The sequence below is a fragment of the Micromonospora yongxingensis genome (genome assembly GCF_052601155.1).
In genome coordinates this window covers 23,923-40,179 of record NZ_JBQXEO010000007.1, presented here as the reverse complement: position 1 = coordinate 40,179, position 16,257 = coordinate 23,923, and the positions used below count along the sequence as shown (strand labels likewise).

Sequence of the window (16,257 nt, the reverse complement as noted above, 5' to 3'; positions counted from 1 at the left end):
GTAGAGAGCAATGAGCGACACGATCGCCACGCTGCCCGTCGTCGTCGAATCCGACGGCCGGGCGCTGACCGAGCTGATCACCGAACGCCGCGCCGAGCTGCGCGCGACTCTCGCCGAGCAGGGCGGGCTGCTGTTCCGGGGCTTCGACGTGGGCGGAGTCGACGGCTTCGACCGGGTGGTCCGGGCGCTGTCCGGTGAACCGCTGACCTACACGGAGCGGTCCTCACCGCGGCACGCCATCAAGGGCCGGGTGTACACCTCGACCGACTACCCGCCGGACGAGGAGATCTTCCTGCACAACGAGAACTCGTACCAGGCGCGCTGGCCGTTGACGCTGTTCTTCTACTGCATCACCGCGCCGCAGACGCTGGGCGCCACCCCGCTCGCCGACATCCGCCGGGTCTACCAGGAGATCGACCCGGCCGTACGGGAGGAGTTCGTCCGCCGCCGCTGGATGCTGATGCGCAACTTCCACGAGGACTTCGGCGCGAGCTGGCAGCACGTGTTCGGCACCGACGACCGGGCCGAGGTCGAGGCGTACGCGACGGACAACCGAATCAGTCTGGAGTGGGTGGGCCGCGACGGTCTGCGCACCCAGGCGGTCCGCGACGCCGTACACCACCGCCCCGGCTCGGACGTTCCCCGCTGGTTCAACCACGCCACCTTCTTCCACGTGAGCAGCCTGGCCAAGGACCTCCAGGAGGGGCTGCTGGCCATGTTCGGCGCCGACGGGCTGCCGTCGAACACCTACTACGGAGACGGCGGCGAGATTCCCGCCGACGTCATGGACCACCTGCGCGCCGCCTACCGGGCCGCCAGCGTCCGCTTCGACTACCAGCGTGACGACGTGCTGGTGGTGGACAACATGACCGCCGCGCACGGCCGCGAGCCGTTCACCGGCCCCCGCAAGATCGCCGTCGCGATGGCCGAACCGCACACCCCCGACACCGATGGAGCACAGTGATGGCCGAACCCCGATTCCTGGTCGTCCGCAACGACGAGGAGCAGTACTCGATCTGGTCGGCCGACCGGGACCTCCCGGCGGGGTGGCACGACGCCGCGTTCGCCGGCACCCGCGCCGAGTGCCTGGAGCACATCGACACGGTCTGGACCGACATGCGTCCCCGCTCGGTACGCGAGGCGACATCATGACCAGAGAGTGGACCTTCCCCGCCTCCTTCGCCCAGGAGCGGGTGTGGACGGCCAACCAGCTCGACCCCGGCTCGCCGGTCTACAACGTCTCCGCGCCGTGGCGGTTCCCGGCAGGCGTCACCGCGACCCAGGCCGTCGAGGTGCTCGGTCAGGTGGTCGCCCGGCACGAGTCGCTCCGCACCCACCTGCGGATGGTCGACGGCGCGCTGGTGCAGGTGGTCCGGGCCGCCGAGCCGCTGGAGGTGCCCGTGCTGGACCTGACCGGGCTGCCCGACGACGAGCAGGTGCGCCGTCACGCCGAGACGATGGCCGAGCTGGCCCGGACCCCGATCCCGCTGGACGCCCCACCTCTGTGGCGGGCACGGCTGGTCCGCTTCTCCGGCGACCAGCTCCGGTTGCAGTTCGTGGTGCACCACGCGGTCTTCGACAGCCACTCCGCGGTGCTCTTCAACGCCGAAGTGGCCGCGTTCACCCGGGCCGCGCTGACCGGCGCGCCCGCGGACGTGCCCGAGCTGCCCATCCAGTACGCCGACTTCGCCGTCTGGCAGCGCGACCAACTCGCCGGCGAGGAGTTGGACCGGCAGCTCGCCTTCTGGCGCGACCACCTGGCCGGCGCGCCGGCGGTGACCGGTCTGCCACTGGACCGGCCGCGCCCCGCCCAGCTCGGCTTCGCCGGCGACGAGGTGCGCTTCGACCTCCCCGACGGGCTGCTGGACCGGGTCGGGCAGCTCGCGGCGGGCACCTCCGCCACGCCCTACATGGTGCTGCTGGCGGCCTTCGCCGCCCTGCTGTCCCGGATCTCCGGTGACCCCGAGGTGGTCGTGGGCGTCTCCACCGCCGGCCGGGACACCGCCGAGCTGACCCCGTTGATCGGCATGTTCGTCAACCCGGTCGCGCTGCGGTGCGACCTGACCGGCGACCCGAGCGTGACCGAACTGCTCGGCCGGGTGCGTACCGGCCTGGTGGACGCGATGGAGCACGGGCAGACCCCGTTCCAACGGATCGTCGAGGCGGTCGCCCCGCAGCGTGACCCGTCGGTGCAACCGGTGTTCCAGACCGCGCTGAACCTCATCCCGGACTCCGGTCTGGACCCGGTGCCGCTGGGCACCACCAAGGACGACCTGGCCTTCGACATCACCGGCGGCACCAGCCGGCTGGTCTACCGCACCGACCTGTTCGACCGGGCCACCGCCGAGACGGTCGTCGCCCGCTACCTGCGGCTGCTCACCGCCGCCGTCGCCGATCCGGCGACGCGGCTGTCCGCGTTGCCACTGCTCGACGACGCCGAACGCGACCTGCTGCTCACCTGGACCGGCACCGGCGACGAGGTGGCCCCGAGCACCGTGGTCGCCGAGGTCGAACGGCAGGCCGCCGCCACACCGGCCGCGACCGCCCTGATCTGCGACGGGGTGGAGCTGAGCTACGCCGAACTGGCCGCCCGGGCCAACCGGCTGGCCCGGCTGCTGGTCGACCGTGGCGCCGGCCCGGAGACCCGGGTCGCGCTGCTGCTGCCCCGCTCGGCGGAGCTGCTGGTGGCGATGCTCGCGGTGCTCAAGGCCGGCGCGGCGTACCTGCCGGTGGACACCGGCTACCCGAAGAACCGGATCGGCTACCTGCTGACCGACGCGGAGCCGACGCTGGTGCTGACCACCGCGCGGACGGCCGCGCTGGCTCCGGCCGACGCGCTGCTGCTGGAGCCGACGACCGCCGCCGACCTGGACGACACCGACCTCACCGACGACGACCGCCGCGCGCCGCTGCGCCCGGAGCACCCGGCGTACGTGCTCTACACCTCCGGCTCCACCGGCCGGCCGAAGGGCGTGGTGGTCGAGCACCGCGCGGTCGCGGCCTACCTGGCCTGGGCACGGGAGACCTACCCGGGCCTGGCCGGCACGGCGCTGCTGCATTCGCCGGTCTCGTTCGACCTGACGGTGACCGGGCTGCTCGGCCCGCTCACCGCCGGCGGCACGGTCCGGCTCGCCGGCATCGACACGCCGGGCGCCCGGGCCGGCGGACCGCCGACCTTCCTGAAGGTCACCCCCAGCCACCTGCCGCTGCTCGACGCCGCGCTGTCGCCCACCACCGACCTGGTGATCGGTGGGGAGGCACTGGCCGGCGAGCAGTTGGCCGGCTGGCGGGCGGCGCACCCCGACGTGGCGGTCATCAACGAGTACGGCCCGACCGAGGCGACCGTCGGCTGTGTCGCGGCCCGGATCCCGCCCGGGCAGCCGGTGCACCCCGGGCCGGTGCCGATCGGCCAGCCCACCTGGAGCACCCGGGTCCACCTGCTCGACGCCGCACTGAACCCGGTGCCGCCGGGCGTGGTCGGCGAGCTGTACGTCGCCGGCGCGCAACTGGCCCGGGGCTACCTGCGGCGCCCGGCGCTCACCGCCGAGCGCTTCCTGCCCTGCCCGTACGGGCCGCCGGGGGAGCGGATGTACCGCACCGGTGACCTGGCCCGTTGGCGGCCCGACGGCACGCTGGACTATCTGGGCCGCCGGGACGACCAGGTCAAGATCCGGGGGATGCGGATCGAGCTGGGCGAGATCGAGTCGGTGCTGCGCGCCCGTCCGGACGTGGACGCGGCGGCGGTCGTGGTCCGCAGCGACAGCGGCGAACCGATGCTGGTCGGCTACCTGGTCGGCACGGTCGACGAGACGGCACTCGCCGCCGAGCTGGCCCTCGACCTGCCCGCGCACCTGGTGCCGGGCGCGTTCGTCCGGTTGGACGCGCTTCCGCTGACCCCGAACGGCAAGCTGGACACCGCCGCGTTGCCGGCGCCGGCCGCCGCCTCCGACGGTTTCCTCGCCCCGCGCACCGACGCCGAGGCGCTGGTCGCCGAGGTCTACGCCGAGATCCTCCAACTGGAGAAGGTCGGCGCGCTCGACGACTTCTTCGCCCTCGGCGGCAACTCGCTGCGCGGCATGCGCGCGATGGCCCGCATCCGCGCCGAGGTGGACGTGGAGCTGCCGATGCGGGCGCTGTTCAGCAGCCCGGTGGTGGCCGACCTGGCCGCGCAGATCGAACAGCGGATCGCCGCCGAACTCGACGAACTCTCCGAAACCGAGGTCGCCGCCTTGCTCGCGGCGGAGAAGGACATCCCCTCATGACCGACGTGAAGGACGCGGCCCGCGACGCCGCCCGACAGGCGCTGATCGCCCAACGGCTGCGCCGCCGGTCGGGCGGCACACCCGCCTCCCGGATCACCCCGCGCCCGCCGGACGCGCAGGTGCCGCTGTCGTACGCCCAGGAGCGGGTCTGGTTCATGGACCAGCTCGCTCCGGGCGAGGCGGCGTACCACATCGCGGTGCCGCTGCGGGTGCGTGGCCCGCTCGATGTCGCGGCGCTGCGCCGCGCGCTGGCCGATCTGACCCGGCGGCACGAGTCGCTGCGCACCCGGTTCCCGGCCGACTCCGACGGGCGGCCGACGGTGGTGCTCGACGACGCGGTCGAGGTGCCGTTGACCGTGGTCGACGCCGCCGACGAGGCCGCCGCGCAGGCGCTGGTCGACCGGGCCGCGGCGGAGCCGTTCGACCTGGCCGGCGGGCCGCTGCTGCGTGCCCTGCTGATCCGGCTGGCGCCGACCGAGCACGTGCTCTTCCTCGGTCAGCACCACATCGTCGGTGACGGCTGGTCGGTGGACGTGCTGCTGCGCGACCTGATCACCCGCTACCGCGACGGTGAGCTGCCCGCCCTGCCGGTGCAGTACGGCGACTTCGCCGTCTGGGAGGCGCGGGAGCTGGCCGGCCCGGTCGCCCGCCGCCACCTGGACTGGTGGAAGGAGCGACTGGCCGGGATCACCCCGCTGGAGCTGCCCCTGGACCTGCCGCGCCCGGCCACCCAGACCTACCGGGGTGACTTCGTCGAGTTCACCGTGGACCGGGCCGCCACCGAGGGGCTGCTGGCCCTGACCCGCTCCTACGGCGGCACGCTGTTCATGACGCTGCTCGCCGCGTACCAGGTGTTCCTGGCCCGGCACGCCGGGCAGGACGACTTCGCGGTCGGCGCGTCGGTCGCCGGCCGGTCGGCACCGGAGCTGGAGAACGTGGTCGGCATGTTCGTCAACATGCTGCCGATGCGCGCCGAGCTGGCCGGTGACCCGACCTTCGGTGAGCTGCTGGAGCGGACCCGGCGTGCGGTGCTGGACGGGTTGGAGCACGCCGAGGTGCCCTTCGCCCGGGTGGTGCACGAGCTGGGGTTGCCCCGCGACGTCAGCCGCTCACCGGTGTTCCAGGCGATGTTCGTGTTGCAGAACTACGAGATGGGCCGGTTCGACGGGGTCGCCGAGGACGCCGGGGTCGGCTTCGAGTGGCATCCGATGGAGCTGCGTGCCACCCGCTTCGACTTCGAGCTGCACGCCGTCGAGACCGGTGACGGGCTCTGGGGCAAGCTGGTCTTCAACACCGACCTGTTCACCCGGGCCACCGTCGAGCGGATGGCGCACCGGCTGACCACCCTGCTGCGCGCCGTGGTGGCCGCCCCGGACCAGCCGGTCTCCGCGCTGGACCTGCTGGCCCCCGCCGAGCGGGAGCTGCTCGCCGGCTGGAACGACACCGACGGTGACTTCCCCCGGCAGCAGATCCTGCACGCACCGATCGAGGAGCGGGCCGCCCGTACGCCGGACGCGGTCGCGCTGCGCTTCGCCGGCCGGTCGACGACGTACGCCGAGCTGAACGCGGCGGCGAACCGGGTCGCACACCGGCTGCGGGCCTCCGGAGTGGGCCCCGAGACCCTGGTCGGGGTCTGCGCGGAACGTTCCGTCGAGCTGGTCGCCGGCCTGCTCGGCGTGCTCAAGGCCGGCGGCGCCTACCTGCCGCTGGACCCGGAGTACCCGGCGGACCGGCTGGCGTTCATGGTGACCGACGCCGCCGCACCGGTGGTGCTCGTGCAGGAGCACCTGCGGGACGTGCTGCCGGCGACCGACGCCACCGTGCTCGCCCTCGACGACGAGGCGGTCTGGGCCGGTCAGCCGACGACCGACCCGACGCCGACGGCCGGCCCGACCAACCTCGCGTACGTCATCTACACCTCCGGCTCCACCGGGCGTCCCAAGGGTGTGCCGAACACCCACCGGGGCATCGTCAACCGCCTGGACTGGATGCAGCGCACCTACCGGCTCGGCGCCGACGACGCGGTGTTGCAGAAGACCCCGGCCAGCTTCGACGTGTCGGTGTGGGAGTTCTTCTGGCCGCTGCGCGAGGGCGCCCGGCTGGTGCTGGCCGAGCCGGGCGGCCACAAGGACGCCGGCTACCTTCGCGACCTGCTGATCTCCGAGCGGGTCACCACCGCCCACTTCGTACCGTCGATGCTCACCGTCTTCCTCGCCGAGGACGGCGTCGAGGCGGTCACCGCCCTGCGCCGGGTGATCTGCTCGGGCGAGGAGCTGCCGCTCGCCGCGGCCCGGGACTTCACGGCCCGGCTGCCCGCCTGCGGTCTGCACAACCTGTACGGCCCGACCGAGGCGGCCATCGACGTCAGCGCGTGGGAGTGTGACCCGGCGCTGCTGGGCGAGCTGACCAGCGTGCCGATCGGTGCACCGATCAGCAACCTGCGGCTGCACGTGCTGGACCCCCGGGGCAACCCGTGCCCGGTCGGCGTCGCCGGTGAGCTGCACATCGGCGGGGTCGGGCTGGCCCGGGGCTACCACCGCCGGCCGGCGCTGACCGCCGAGCGGTTCGTGCCGGACCCGTTCGCCGCCGAGCCGGGCGCCCGGCTCTACCGCACCGGCGACCTGGCCCGCTGGCGCGTGGCACCCGGCGACCCGGCCGGTGGGGTGCTGGAGTTCCTCGGGCGCATCGACCACCAGGTCAAGCTGCGGGGGCTGCGCATCGAGCTGGGCGAGATCGAGAGTGCGCTGCGCGCCCAGCCCGGGGTGACCGAGGCGGTGGTCCTGGTCCGCGAGGACACCCCCGGCGACAAGCGGCTCACCGGATACCTGGTGGGCTCGGCCGACCACGACGCGGTCAAGGCGGCGTTGAAGGAGACCCTGCCCGAGTACATGGTGCCGGCCGCGTTCGTGACCCTGGACGCGCTTCCGCTGACCCCGAACGGCAAGCTGGACCGCAGGGCGCTGCCCGCGCCGGTCGTCACCCGCGCCGCGTCCGTGGCTCTGGTCGAACCGCGCGACGACACCGAGCGGCTGCTCGCCGGCATCTGGTCCGACGTGCTCGGGGTGGACACCCTCGGCATCGACGACGACTTCTTCGACCTGGGTGGGCACTCGATGCTCGCCACCCAGGTCGTGGCGCGGATCCGCAAGGCCGAGCACGGCGGGCGGCCGGTCGGCGTCATGGACCTGTTCCAGCAGCGGACCATCCGCGACCTGGCCACGTTCATGTCCGGCGGCGGCGAGGCCGACGGGCCGCGTCGGTTGCTCTACGAGCTGACCAAGCCGATCCCGGCGGCACAGCGGGTCATCACGTACGTCTGCGTGCCGTACGGCGGCGGTAGCGCGATCGTCTACCAGCCTCTCGCGGACGCGTTGCCGGCCGGACACGCGCTCTGGTCCCTCGCGATCCCGGGGCACGACGTGGGGCTCACCGAGGACGCGCTGCCCTTCGACGAGCTGACCACCCGGGTCGCCGAGGAGATCCTGGAACGCGTCGAGGGTCCGCTCGCCCTGTACGGGCACTGCGGGGTCGGCAGCGCGATCGTCGCCGAGGTGGCCCGGAAGGTGGAGGCCGCCGGCCGGGATCTGACGGCGCTCTACATCGGCGCGATGTTCCCGTTCGCCCGTCCGAAGGGGCTGTTCGCGACGGTCCGTACCCGCCTGGAGAAGCTGCGCAGCAACCGGCACTACGCGAGCTGGCTCAAGTCGATGGGCGTCGACACCGACGAACTCGACCCGGAGCAGGCCGACCGGATCATCAGCAACATGCGCGCCGACTCCCGGGCCTCGGAGGAGTACTTCACCGACCTGCTCGACCGGCGCGCGGTGAAGCTGCGCGCTCCGATCATCTCCGTGGTCGGCTCGGAGGACCCGGTCACCGACTACCACACCGAGCGGTACGCCGAGTGGCAGTTCCTCAGCGACCGGCTGGCGCTGGTCGTCCTCGACCAGGCCGGGCACTTCTTCCTCAAGTACCGGGCGCAGGAGCTGGCCGAGATCGTCACCCGCGTGCACCCGGCGCTCCGCGCCGGCGACGTCGGGACGCTGACCCCGCAGGCACGCGGCGAGGAAGCCGGGTGGGCGGTGGCCGACACCCGCGGCGTGGACGCCGTCGTCGGCCCGGAGCAACCGGTGGTCCGCCCGAGCATGGCCCGCTTCGTGGCGGTCACCGCCGGGCAGTTGGTCTCCACCACCGGCTCGGCGCTGACCGCGTTCGCCCTGCCGATCTGGCTGTTCACCCGCACCGGCTCGGTCGCCAACCTGGGCCTGCTCTGGGCCCTGGCGCTGGTCTGCGGGGTGCTGATGCTGCCGGTCGCCGGCGCGATCACCGACCGCGTCAGCCGACGCAAGATCATGATGATCGCCAGTTGCAGCGCCGGCTCGATCCAGCTGATCCTCGCCGCGCTGCTGTGGACCGACAACCTGTCCCTCTGGCACATCTACGCCCTGGTGGCGCTGAGCCAGGTCGCCGGGTCGTTCCAGCGCATCGCGTTCCAGTCGGCCGTGCCGCAGCTCGTGCCCAAGCGCTACCTGGGGCACGCGATGGGCATCACGCAGCTCTCCAACGGTTTCGCCATGCTGCTGATGCCGGTCTTCGCCGCAGGCCTGCTCGCCGCCATCGACCTCAAGGGCATCCTGTTGCTCGACGTGGTCAGCTACCTGGTCGCCGTGGTGACCCTGTCGCTGGTCCGCTTCCCCGACCTGCTCGGCTGGCGGCCCAAGGAACGGCTGCTGGTGGCGATCGCCAACGGCCTGCGCTACTCGTGGCGGCACCGCGGCTTCCGGTTGATGCTGGGGTACTTCGCGCTGGGCAACATCTTCCTGGCCCCCGCGCTGGTGCTCACCACCCCGCTGGTGCTGTCCTTCGGCAGCGCCACGCAGGTCGCCCAGGTCGCTCTCGCCGAGGCGGTCGGGGCGGTCGCCGGTGGCGTACTCATGGCGCTGTGGGGCGGCCCCCGGCACCGCCGCATGATCGGCGTGCTGATCGGCAACCTCGGCACGGCGGTCGGCTGTGTCCTGGTCGGCCTGGACGCGTCGGTCGCGATGATCTGCGTCGGGGCCTTCTGGCTGGCCATGTCGATGACCACCGCGCAGTCCATCTACGCCACGATCGTCCAGGTCAAGGTGCCGCAGCGCTTCCACGGCCGGGTGTTCAGCCTCAACCAGACCATCTCCTGGTCGACGCTGCCGATCGGCTTCGCGCTGCTCGCGCCGGGGGCCACCGCGCTGTTCGAGCCGCTGCTCGCTCCCGGTGGGGGGCTTGCCGGGTCGGTGGGCGCGGTGATCGGCACCGGGCCGGGTCGGGGCATCGGCTTCGCGTACGTCTGCTTCGGTGCGGCGCTGATCCTCATTACCCTGGGCGGCTTCGCGATCCGGCTGCTGCGCCGCTTCGACCTGGAGGTGCCCGACTCGCTGCCCGACGACCTGATCGGCGCGCAGGAGCGGGAACGGCGGTTGGCCGCCCGCGCCGCGCAGCGCGAGGAGGAGCGGGTGCCCGTGGGGGTGTGAGCTTGGTGGGTCGCCGCGGTGTCTCGCGGGCGCCGCGGCGGCCGTCCCACAGCCCGCCGTCCGGACAGCGTCACTCGTACTCGCGCGCGACGAGGAGCATCTCGGCGACGTCGGCCGCGACGGCGTACGCGAAGTGCGCGAAGTCCACGTGGTCCGCCACCCCTGCGGCCAGTGCGTCAAGATCGTGTTCCACGATCAGACAATCGTGAGCGACGGGGCCAGCACGTCGATGGGCGCGACCGGCACGATGCTCCGCACCGCGTCGGCAAGCTTCGGGTCGAGCGTGATGAGGGCGTCAGCCTGGAGTGTGGTCAGAGCGACGTACTCGGCGTCGAGCGTGTCCGGCCACCCGAGCTGATCGGCGATCTTCCACGCGACGCTCTGCAGGACGCGGTCTCCGAGCAGTCGGATCCGGAGCGCACGCACGTAGGTGAGGTGGCGCTCGGCGTCCTTCCTGGACAGCGTTCCCTGACGGACCGATTGGTAGAGGAGCGACAGCACCTGTGAGCGGAGCAGGCTTGGAGCCACGAGCTGATGCTCATCGGGAATCGCGACCTCGTCGTGCGCCAGACGTAGCGCCACGGCTGGAGTGATCACGTACCTGGCCATCAGGAGCTCCTCCGTCAGGTGTTGGCAGGGCCGGGCCCACCGTACCGAAACGGCGTTCGCCGGCCAGGCCGTGAGCGGGCTGGCAGCTGCGCCGACGCGTTGACACGTCGCCCGTGACGAGCCGTCCGCGCGCGCCCGTTGACAGCATCGCTCGCGTCTCAATACGCTTAACAACATGGTTAAGTGAAGGGGGAGCTTCCGATGGCTGGCACCGATCAGCTCAGCGCGGTGTTCTCGGCGCTGTCCGACCCGACTCGACGGGCGATCATCGCCGAGCTGGCCGAACGCGACGCCACGGTCACCGAACTCACCGCGCCTCTGTCCATCTCGATGCCAGCGGTGTCACGGCACCTGAAGGTGCTCGAGCGCGCCGCGCTCATCTCGCGGTCGCGGTCGGGCAAGTGGCGCGCGAGCCACCTCGAATCTGCCCCGCTACGCGAGGCGGCCGACTGGATCGACCGCTACCGGCGGTTCTGGGACTCGTCCCTCACCCGCCTCGATGCCCACCTCGCCGCGGTGCAGGCCGCCGGACGGGCAACGGACCCGATGGTCGACGACCCCAGGGAGATCGAATGAAGACGGAAACTCCGCAGCTCGTCATCTCGCGTGTGTTCGACGCGCCGCGGGAGCTCGTCTATCGGGCCTTCACCGATCCCGATCACCTCGCGGCGTGGTGGGGCCCGGTCGGCAACTCACTGCCACGCGACGAGATCGAGTTCGACGTGCGCCCCGGCGGCTATCAACGGTGGACGGAGGTCAATGCATCCGACCCCGGCCTTCGCGTGCACATCCACGTCGTCCTCACAGACGTCGCCGACGGCGAACTGCTCGACGGCGTCATGCACGTCAGTGGCCGGCTGCAGGAGGGCATCGAGCCGTTCGAGACGAGACTGCGGGTCGAGTTTCACGACGAGGCTGACGGACGGACGCGACTGGAGATCCGCCAGTGGCTTCCCGAACATCTCGCGCAGCCCAGCGAGGAGGGTTGGCGCCAGGCGTTCACCAAGTTGGACGCCACGTTGATGAATGTCCAGGTTGTTGCAACTGATCATCGAGAGGTAGGGACATGGCAAAGCTGATCTACGTGACGAACGTGTCGCTTGACGGCTACATCGAGGACGAACGCGGCGCGTTCGACTGGTTCCCAATCGGCGACGAGGTATTCGCCTTCCACACCGACCTCCTGCGGTCCGTGGGCACGCTTCTCTACGGGCGGCGTCTGTACGAGGCGATGGCCCTCTGGGAGACCGACGCCGCTCTGGCCGCGCAGTCCGACCTCACGGCCGACTTCGCGAGCGCCTGGCAGGCGGCGAGCAAAGTCGTGTATTCCACGACCCTCGCCGCGGTGTCAACTGCCGACACCCGACTCGAACGCCGTTTCGACCCCGCCGCAGTACGAGAACTGAAGGCCACGGCCAGCAGCGATCTCACCGTGGGAGGTGCCAACCTCGCGACGCAGGCTTTCAAGGCCGGGCTGGTCGACGAGTGCCAGATGATCATCCTGCCCGTTGTCGTCGGCGGCGGCAAGCCAGGGCTGCCGACCGGTATACGCGCCGACCTCGAACTCCTCGATGAGCGCCGATTCCGAAACGGCGTCGTACACCTCCGCTACCGCCCTCGTCAAGGTCAAGTATGAGGAAGCCCAGTGCGACCGGTGCTGTCGGCGCACGTGCGCGCCGTACCTGCTAGGTGATCCCTGTCCGGCCGGACGGCCGGATAACCGGACGCGTAGCCGTGCTGCGTCCGCTAACGTCCCGCCTCATGGCAAGCACCAACCTACGCACTGAACGCCTCGAGCTTCGCCCGGTGCGTGACGAGGACGTCGACCGGATCCTGGAGTACCGCAACCTGCCGGAGGTCACTCGCTGGCTACTGCGCACCGAGGTCGACCCCGCGTCCTTCCGGGCGGCGTGGCGGCGCGCGGCGGAAGACCCCGACGACCACAGCGTGGCGGTGGCCGTGGACGGCGTGGTGATCGGGACTGTCTCGCTTGACGTGGTCGACGGTATGGGTCAGCCCGGCATGCCGCCGTGCACGGAGGCCCAACTCGGTTACATCTTCGACCCGGCGTACGGGGGCCATGGTTACGCAACTGAGGCTGTCACCGTGATGGTGGCGCACGCGTTCGACCGGCTGGGCGTTCGAAGGATCACCGCTGGCTGCTTCGCGGACAACCTCGCCTCGGTGCGGATCCTCGAAAAGGTCGGCATGCGTCGTGAGCAGCACGGCGTCGGCGACTCCTGGCACGCCGAGCTGGGCTGGGTGGACGGCTACACGTACGCCCTGCTCGCCGAGACATGGCGCCACGGGACGGCACCGTAGGGCCGGCGACGGTATTAGAGGGCCGGCCCGTCGTATGGGTCGTGGCTGAGCTGCTGGATGCCGCCCTGCGGGGGCCCGCTGTACGGGCCGGGGAACCCGTCGGCCGGCGGCCTCGTGTGCAGCACCGCGGTCGGTGCGTCGATCATGCCCGCTCCGGCCGGTGCCGTCAGTTGAGTCGCCGCGTGCGGAGCCGGCTTGTCCGGTGGGTTCCGGCGGCGGTTCGCCATCAGGACCAGTGCGCCCAGGCCGGTGGCGACCAGCAGGCCGCCCAGGATGTACGGCAGTGAACCACTGCCCTCGTTGCTGACAGCGTCGAGGGCGGGGGGTGCCGCCGCGGCGGCGCTGGTCTCCGGCTCGAGAGCCTCCTCCGCTGCCGCCGTTGCGGCGGGCGACGGCGGGGTCGTCCCGGGCACGGCCACGGCGGCCAAGGTCAGCCGTACGCTCGCGGTGCCACCGGCGGAGCCCTGTACGGTCGTGCGGGTGGTGCGATAGCCGTCCAGGGCCGCGACGACCGTGATCCGGCCCTCGGCGATCGTCTTCCCGGCGCCCGACCTGATCGAGAACCGGCCGCTCCGGTCGCTCGTCGTACGGTATTCGTGCCCGGCGCTGTCGCGGACGGTCAGGACCACGCCGGCGACCGCCTTGCCGCTGGAGTCACGGACCTGGCCGGACACCCCGTCCACCTCGGACGACGGCTTGTCCGCACCGGGTTGCGGCGCGCCCGCGCCGGGTTGCGACGTGCCCGCGCCGTGAACGTAGACCATCTTGTAGTCGAAGCTGTTCTGCCCGCCGAGCCGTACGGCGACCGAGATGTTGCGACCGGAGATCTCGCCCGCGCTCACCTGGGGCGCGACGAGGGTGGCCTGGAAGTCCTGGCTCTGGCCGGGTTTGAGGTTCGGCTCCGCCCGGCAGCCGGTGGTGCATTGCAGGCCGCCACTGACCACCACGATGGCCGTTTCGGCCCCGCTCCCGTTGTTCGTGACGCGGAACTGAACGCGAACCTTGTCGCCGGGCTTCACGTTCTCCGCCGACACGCTCAGGATGCTGATGGGCGCCGGGGCACCCGCCACCGGTGCCGCGGACACCGCGAGCGTCCCCCCGGTCAGCGCGACCAATGCGGCGACCCGGGCCCATCGGGCACGTAAGCGCGTCGTCACTTCCTACCACCCTCTCCGCGGGCAGGCGACATCGGCCGATGACGCCGCTGGACACTATGCCCTGCCGGGGATGGGTCGCGCGACTCGCGGGCTGGGTGTCCCTTTCGCTGTAGCGAGTTTGTCCTATCCCTGTGCTCCAATCCCGTCATGCATGTCGTCGTCTGCGGCGCACTCGTGGAGAACGGCGAGGTCCTGCTGGTACACCGCAGCCCGACCCGCCGGGCATACCCGGATCTCTGGGATCTGCCCGGGGGGCACGTCGAGGCGGGTGAGTCGGAACTACAGGCCCTCGCGCGTGAGATGCACGAGGAACTCGGCGTTCACATTGTGGCCGAGTCCGCTTCACGGTTGGGCGACTGGCATGCCGGCACTGGTGATGACGCCGTCCACGTGGGCGTGTGGCGAATTGGAGACTGGGTCGGCTCTCCCACCAACGGTGCACCTGAGGAGCATGACGACATCGCCTGGGTCGGGATCAGCGAGTTGGGCGGCCTTCCCCTGCTGTTCGGCGACTTGGCGGCATTGCTTCTTGTGCCTGAGCCTGACCGGCTGCCTCGTCACGACGAAGCACGGACAGCCGCATCGCCGAGCGGTCCGATCCATCGCTGCTCATCGGCAGGAGCGTGAATTGGCCGGCGACGGAGGTGCCGAGACCCAGCCGGTGAAGCGCGCGACGAGGTCTGCCGGCGGGGCGCACGCGTCCAACGTGGCACGGTCGACGGCGGCCTCCTCGCTCAGCGTCGCGAGATACACCAGCAGTTCGGTTGGGTTGGTCCGGTACGTGGCGAGGAGCCGCAGCTTCGCCGGCGAGCACGGCCAGGCGATCCCGCACGCCTGGCAGCGCCAGGTGGGCCGCGAGGGGAGGTGGTTCCTGCGGCGGTTCACACCGTCCCCCGCCCGCTTGTGGCCGGACGGCGATGGCAGGGGAGGTCCGGTCGTGCGGGCGTGCCCTCCAGCCAGCGCAGGCCCGCCGGCATCAGGTACAGCTCGCGCCGGGCCACCGCGTCGCCACTCGGGCCGAGTTCGTAGCCCTCGATCCAGAGCCAGTCGTGGTATGTGTGGCGGTCGGCTAGGACACGGATCACGCGGACGCTGACCGGTCGCGTGAACTGCGGACTGGCCTCGCGGGTCAGCAACAGCACGTCGCCGGATCGGATGGGCCGGCTGGTCATCGTGCGTGCAGTTTCCGGCGGTGTCGCTTCGGTGTCTCCGGCACGGCTGTCCCTCGCATCGGTCGAGTGGAAGGAGGCCCGGCCTCGTGCTCGCCGTCGGGTCGGCCGGGCCCCCGCTACGAACGCGCACGCCGGGCTGTCGCCTCCACCGCTCGCGCCGTCTACGCAGCACCCTGCCGAGGGTTGCCTGACAATCACACAGCGTTAGATGATTTCTTCGGTACGTTCCATTGGCTCCCGAAGGGACGCGGGCATGAACCATGCATTTGTCGCGGCGCTCGCCGAGGCGTGCGAGACGGCCGAGAGTCTGGCCGATCGCATCGGTCTTCACCCGAAGACGGTCGCCCGGTGGGCAAACCCGGGACGTGTCCCGCAGAGCCGACATCGTGCCGAAGTAGCAAAGATTCTCAGGAAGGACGTTGTCGAGCTGTGGCCGGACGTGCTCACCAGCCGCGTACCGGTCTGGTTTCGACCATGGGTGGACATCGAGCGCGAGGCGGTCGCGCTGCGGGCGTTCCAGCTTGCCTGGGTGCCCGGTCTGCTTCAAACCGAGGCGTACGCACGCGCCACGTTCAACGGTCAGTCGCTGACGCCGGACGAGATAGAGGAATCGGTGTCAGCGCGCCTCGATCGGCAGGCGATTTTGACTCGCGAGAGGGGGCCGCTGTTCGTCGCTGTGCTGGACGAGGGCATCATCCGCCGGCCTGCTGCCGGAAATCGGGCACTTATGGCTGAACAGCTTGCGCACCTCGTGGCCTGCGCCGGAATGCCGAGCGTTCAACTTCACGTCGTACCGCAGGACACACCCACATACCCGGGGCTCGATGGGCCGTTCACGCTCGCCGAACTGCCCGACGGGACCCGCGTTGCGCATGTGGACAGTCAAGCCCGCGCGCAGATCATCGACCAGGCTTCCGACATTGCTACCCTGGAGCGGCGGTGGGAGCGTATACGTGGCGAGGCCCTTCCCCGAGGGCGTTCTCTGGAACTTCTCACGGAAGCGGCAAGATCATGGACATGACCGGCGCGCGATGGCGCAAGAGCACGAAGAGCGGTGGCAACGGCGGCGACTGCGTCGAGGTCGCCGACAATCTCCCCGGCGTTGTCCTGGTCCGCGACACGAAGAACCGCGACGGCGGCACCCTGGCGTTCGGCCCGGCCGCGTGGCAGGCATTCGTCGCCCACATCGCTGAGCGGCCGTAACCTAAATCCGACCTGGTGGGTAGAG

The 16,257-nt window shown here is 71.2% G+C and carries 15 protein-coding genes; 11 read left to right on the top strand and 4 right to left on the bottom strand.

What is annotated here, in order from left to right:
- Positions 1–10 precede the first annotated feature (10 nt).
- From ACTWLT_RS11230 to ACTWLT_RS11215, 4 genes are read left to right on the top strand one after another with little or no spacing between them, the layout of a single operon-like run.
- A complete protein-coding gene (locus ACTWLT_RS11230; RefSeq protein ID WP_445318293.1) occupies positions 11–964 on the top strand; it encodes a TauD/TfdA family dioxygenase in 954 nt (317 codons plus the stop codon).
- Positions 964–1,152: an MbtH family protein gene (locus tag ACTWLT_RS11225; RefSeq protein ID WP_445318292.1), complete on the top strand. Its 189-nt coding sequence runs from the start codon at positions 964–966 to the stop codon at positions 1,150–1,152. The genes ACTWLT_RS11230 and ACTWLT_RS11225 overlap by 1 nt, the downstream gene beginning before the upstream one ends.
- Positions 1,149–4,262 carry a non-ribosomal peptide synthetase gene (locus ACTWLT_RS11220; protein ID WP_445318291.1) on the top strand — a complete coding sequence of 1,038 codons (3,114 nt, stop codon included), beginning with the start codon at positions 1,149–1,151 and terminating at the stop codon, positions 4,260–4,262. The genes ACTWLT_RS11225 and ACTWLT_RS11220 overlap by 4 nt, the downstream gene beginning before the upstream one ends.
- Positions 4,259–9,769: a non-ribosomal peptide synthetase gene (locus ACTWLT_RS11215; RefSeq protein WP_445318290.1), complete on the top strand. Its 5,511-nt coding sequence runs from the start codon at positions 4,259–4,261 to the stop codon at positions 9,767–9,769. The genes ACTWLT_RS11220 and ACTWLT_RS11215 overlap by 4 nt, the downstream gene beginning before the upstream one ends.
- Before the next feature lie 70 nt (positions 9,770–9,839).
- Here the strand turns inward: ACTWLT_RS11215 and ACTWLT_RS11210 are convergent, their stop codons facing one another.
- Together ACTWLT_RS11210 and ACTWLT_RS11205 are read right to left on the bottom strand one after the other, a co-directional pair.
- Positions 9,840–9,962: a hypothetical protein gene (locus ACTWLT_RS11210; RefSeq protein ID WP_445318289.1), complete on the bottom strand. Its 123-nt coding sequence runs from the start codon at positions 9,960–9,962 to the stop codon at positions 9,840–9,842.
- A gap of 2 nt (positions 9,963–9,964) precedes the next feature.
- On the bottom strand, positions 9,965–10,378 hold the full coding sequence (locus tag ACTWLT_RS11205; protein ID WP_445318288.1) for a type II toxin-antitoxin system VapC family toxin: 414 nt from the start codon (positions 10,376–10,378) through the stop codon (positions 9,965–9,967).
- A gap of 201 nt (positions 10,379–10,579) precedes the next feature.
- On the opposite strand from ACTWLT_RS11205, the gene ACTWLT_RS11200 reads away from it, so the two are divergent.
- The 4 genes from ACTWLT_RS11200 to ACTWLT_RS11185 all read left to right on the top strand — a co-directional run bounded on the left by ACTWLT_RS11200 (position 10,580) and on the right by ACTWLT_RS11185 (position 12,700).
- Positions 10,580–10,954: an ArsR/SmtB family transcription factor gene (locus tag ACTWLT_RS11200; RefSeq protein WP_445318287.1), complete on the top strand. Its 375-nt coding sequence runs from the start codon at positions 10,580–10,582 to the stop codon at positions 10,952–10,954.
- The gene (locus tag ACTWLT_RS11195; RefSeq protein ID WP_445318286.1) at positions 10,951–11,457 is read left to right on the top strand and encodes an SRPBCC family protein; all 507 of its coding nucleotides are present in this window, start codon (positions 10,951–10,953) and stop codon (positions 11,455–11,457) included. The genes ACTWLT_RS11200 and ACTWLT_RS11195 overlap by 4 nt, the downstream gene beginning before the upstream one ends.
- The gene (locus tag ACTWLT_RS11190) at positions 11,445–12,014 is read left to right on the top strand and encodes a dihydrofolate reductase family protein (RefSeq protein ID WP_445318285.1); all 570 of its coding nucleotides are present in this window, start codon (positions 11,445–11,447) and stop codon (positions 12,012–12,014) included. The genes ACTWLT_RS11195 and ACTWLT_RS11190 overlap by 13 nt, the downstream gene beginning before the upstream one ends.
- A 125-nt stretch (positions 12,015–12,139) precedes the next feature.
- Entirely contained in the window at positions 12,140–12,700 is a 561-nt protein-coding gene (locus ACTWLT_RS11185; protein ID WP_445318284.1) for a GNAT family N-acetyltransferase, read from the top strand.
- A gap of 14 nt (positions 12,701–12,714) precedes the next feature.
- Here the strand turns inward: ACTWLT_RS11185 and ACTWLT_RS11180 are convergent, their stop codons facing one another.
- Positions 12,715–13,857, bottom strand: a complete 1,143-nt coding sequence (locus ACTWLT_RS11180) for a carboxypeptidase-like regulatory domain-containing protein (RefSeq protein WP_445318283.1) — start codon at positions 13,855–13,857, stop codon at positions 12,715–12,717.
- 147 nt (positions 13,858–14,004) lie between these two features.
- On the opposite strand from ACTWLT_RS11180, the gene ACTWLT_RS11175 reads away from it, so the two are divergent.
- A complete protein-coding gene (locus tag ACTWLT_RS11175; RefSeq protein WP_445318282.1) occupies positions 14,005–14,484 on the top strand; it encodes an NUDIX domain-containing protein in 480 nt (159 codons plus the stop codon).
- A gap of 254 nt (positions 14,485–14,738) precedes the next feature.
- Here the strand turns inward: ACTWLT_RS11175 and ACTWLT_RS11170 are convergent, their stop codons facing one another.
- A complete protein-coding gene (locus ACTWLT_RS11170) occupies positions 14,739–15,029 on the bottom strand; it encodes a hypothetical protein (protein WP_445318281.1) in 291 nt (96 codons plus the stop codon).
- 253 nt (positions 15,030–15,282) lie between these two features.
- Between ACTWLT_RS11170 and ACTWLT_RS11165 the strand changes: the two genes are divergently transcribed.
- Positions 15,283–16,050 carry a Scr1 family TA system antitoxin-like transcriptional regulator gene (locus tag ACTWLT_RS11165; RefSeq protein ID WP_445318280.1) on the top strand — a complete coding sequence of 256 codons (768 nt, stop codon included), beginning with the start codon at positions 15,283–15,285 and terminating at the stop codon, positions 16,048–16,050.
- Positions 16,041–16,232, top strand: coding sequence for a DUF397 domain-containing protein (locus ACTWLT_RS11160; RefSeq protein WP_445318279.1), 192 nt, complete (start codon positions 16,041–16,043; stop codon positions 16,230–16,232). The genes ACTWLT_RS11165 and ACTWLT_RS11160 overlap by 10 nt, the downstream gene beginning before the upstream one ends.
- Positions 16,233–16,257 lie beyond the last annotated feature (25 nt).

Bases quoted from the DNA above. Each gene is read 5' to 3' on its own strand.
- ACTWLT_RS11230 (WP_445318293.1), top strand. From the start codon at position 11: ATGAGCGACACGATCGCCACGCTGCCCGTCGTCGTCGAATCCGACGGC.
- ACTWLT_RS11225 (WP_445318292.1), top strand. From the start codon at position 964: ATGGCCGAACCCCGATTCCTGGTCGTCCGCAACGACGAGGAGCAGTAC.
- ACTWLT_RS11220 (WP_445318291.1), top strand. From the start codon at position 1,149: ATGACCAGAGAGTGGACCTTCCCCGCCTCCTTCGCCCAGGAGCGGGTG.
- ACTWLT_RS11215 (WP_445318290.1), top strand. From the start codon at position 4,259: ATGACCGACGTGAAGGACGCGGCCCGCGACGCCGCCCGACAGGCGCTG.
- ACTWLT_RS11205 (WP_445318288.1), bottom strand. From the start codon at position 10,378: ATGGCCAGGTACGTGATCACTCCAGCCGTGGCGCTACGTCTGGCGCAC.
- ACTWLT_RS11200 (WP_445318287.1), top strand. From the start codon at position 10,580: ATGGCTGGCACCGATCAGCTCAGCGCGGTGTTCTCGGCGCTGTCCGAC.
- ACTWLT_RS11195 (WP_445318286.1), top strand. From the start codon at position 10,951: ATGAAGACGGAAACTCCGCAGCTCGTCATCTCGCGTGTGTTCGACGCG.
- ACTWLT_RS11190 (WP_445318285.1), top strand. From the start codon at position 11,445: ATGGCAAAGCTGATCTACGTGACGAACGTGTCGCTTGACGGCTACATC.
- ACTWLT_RS11185 (WP_445318284.1), top strand. From the start codon at position 12,140: ATGGCAAGCACCAACCTACGCACTGAACGCCTCGAGCTTCGCCCGGTG.
- ACTWLT_RS11175 (WP_445318282.1), top strand. From the start codon at position 14,005: ATGCATGTCGTCGTCTGCGGCGCACTCGTGGAGAACGGCGAGGTCCTG.
- ACTWLT_RS11170 (WP_445318281.1), bottom strand. From the start codon at position 15,029: ATGACCAGCCGGCCCATCCGATCCGGCGACGTGCTGTTGCTGACCCGC.
- ACTWLT_RS11165 (WP_445318280.1), top strand. From the start codon at position 15,283: ATGAACCATGCATTTGTCGCGGCGCTCGCCGAGGCGTGCGAGACGGCC.
- ACTWLT_RS11160 (WP_445318279.1), top strand. From the start codon at position 16,041: ATGGACATGACCGGCGCGCGATGGCGCAAGAGCACGAAGAGCGGTGGC.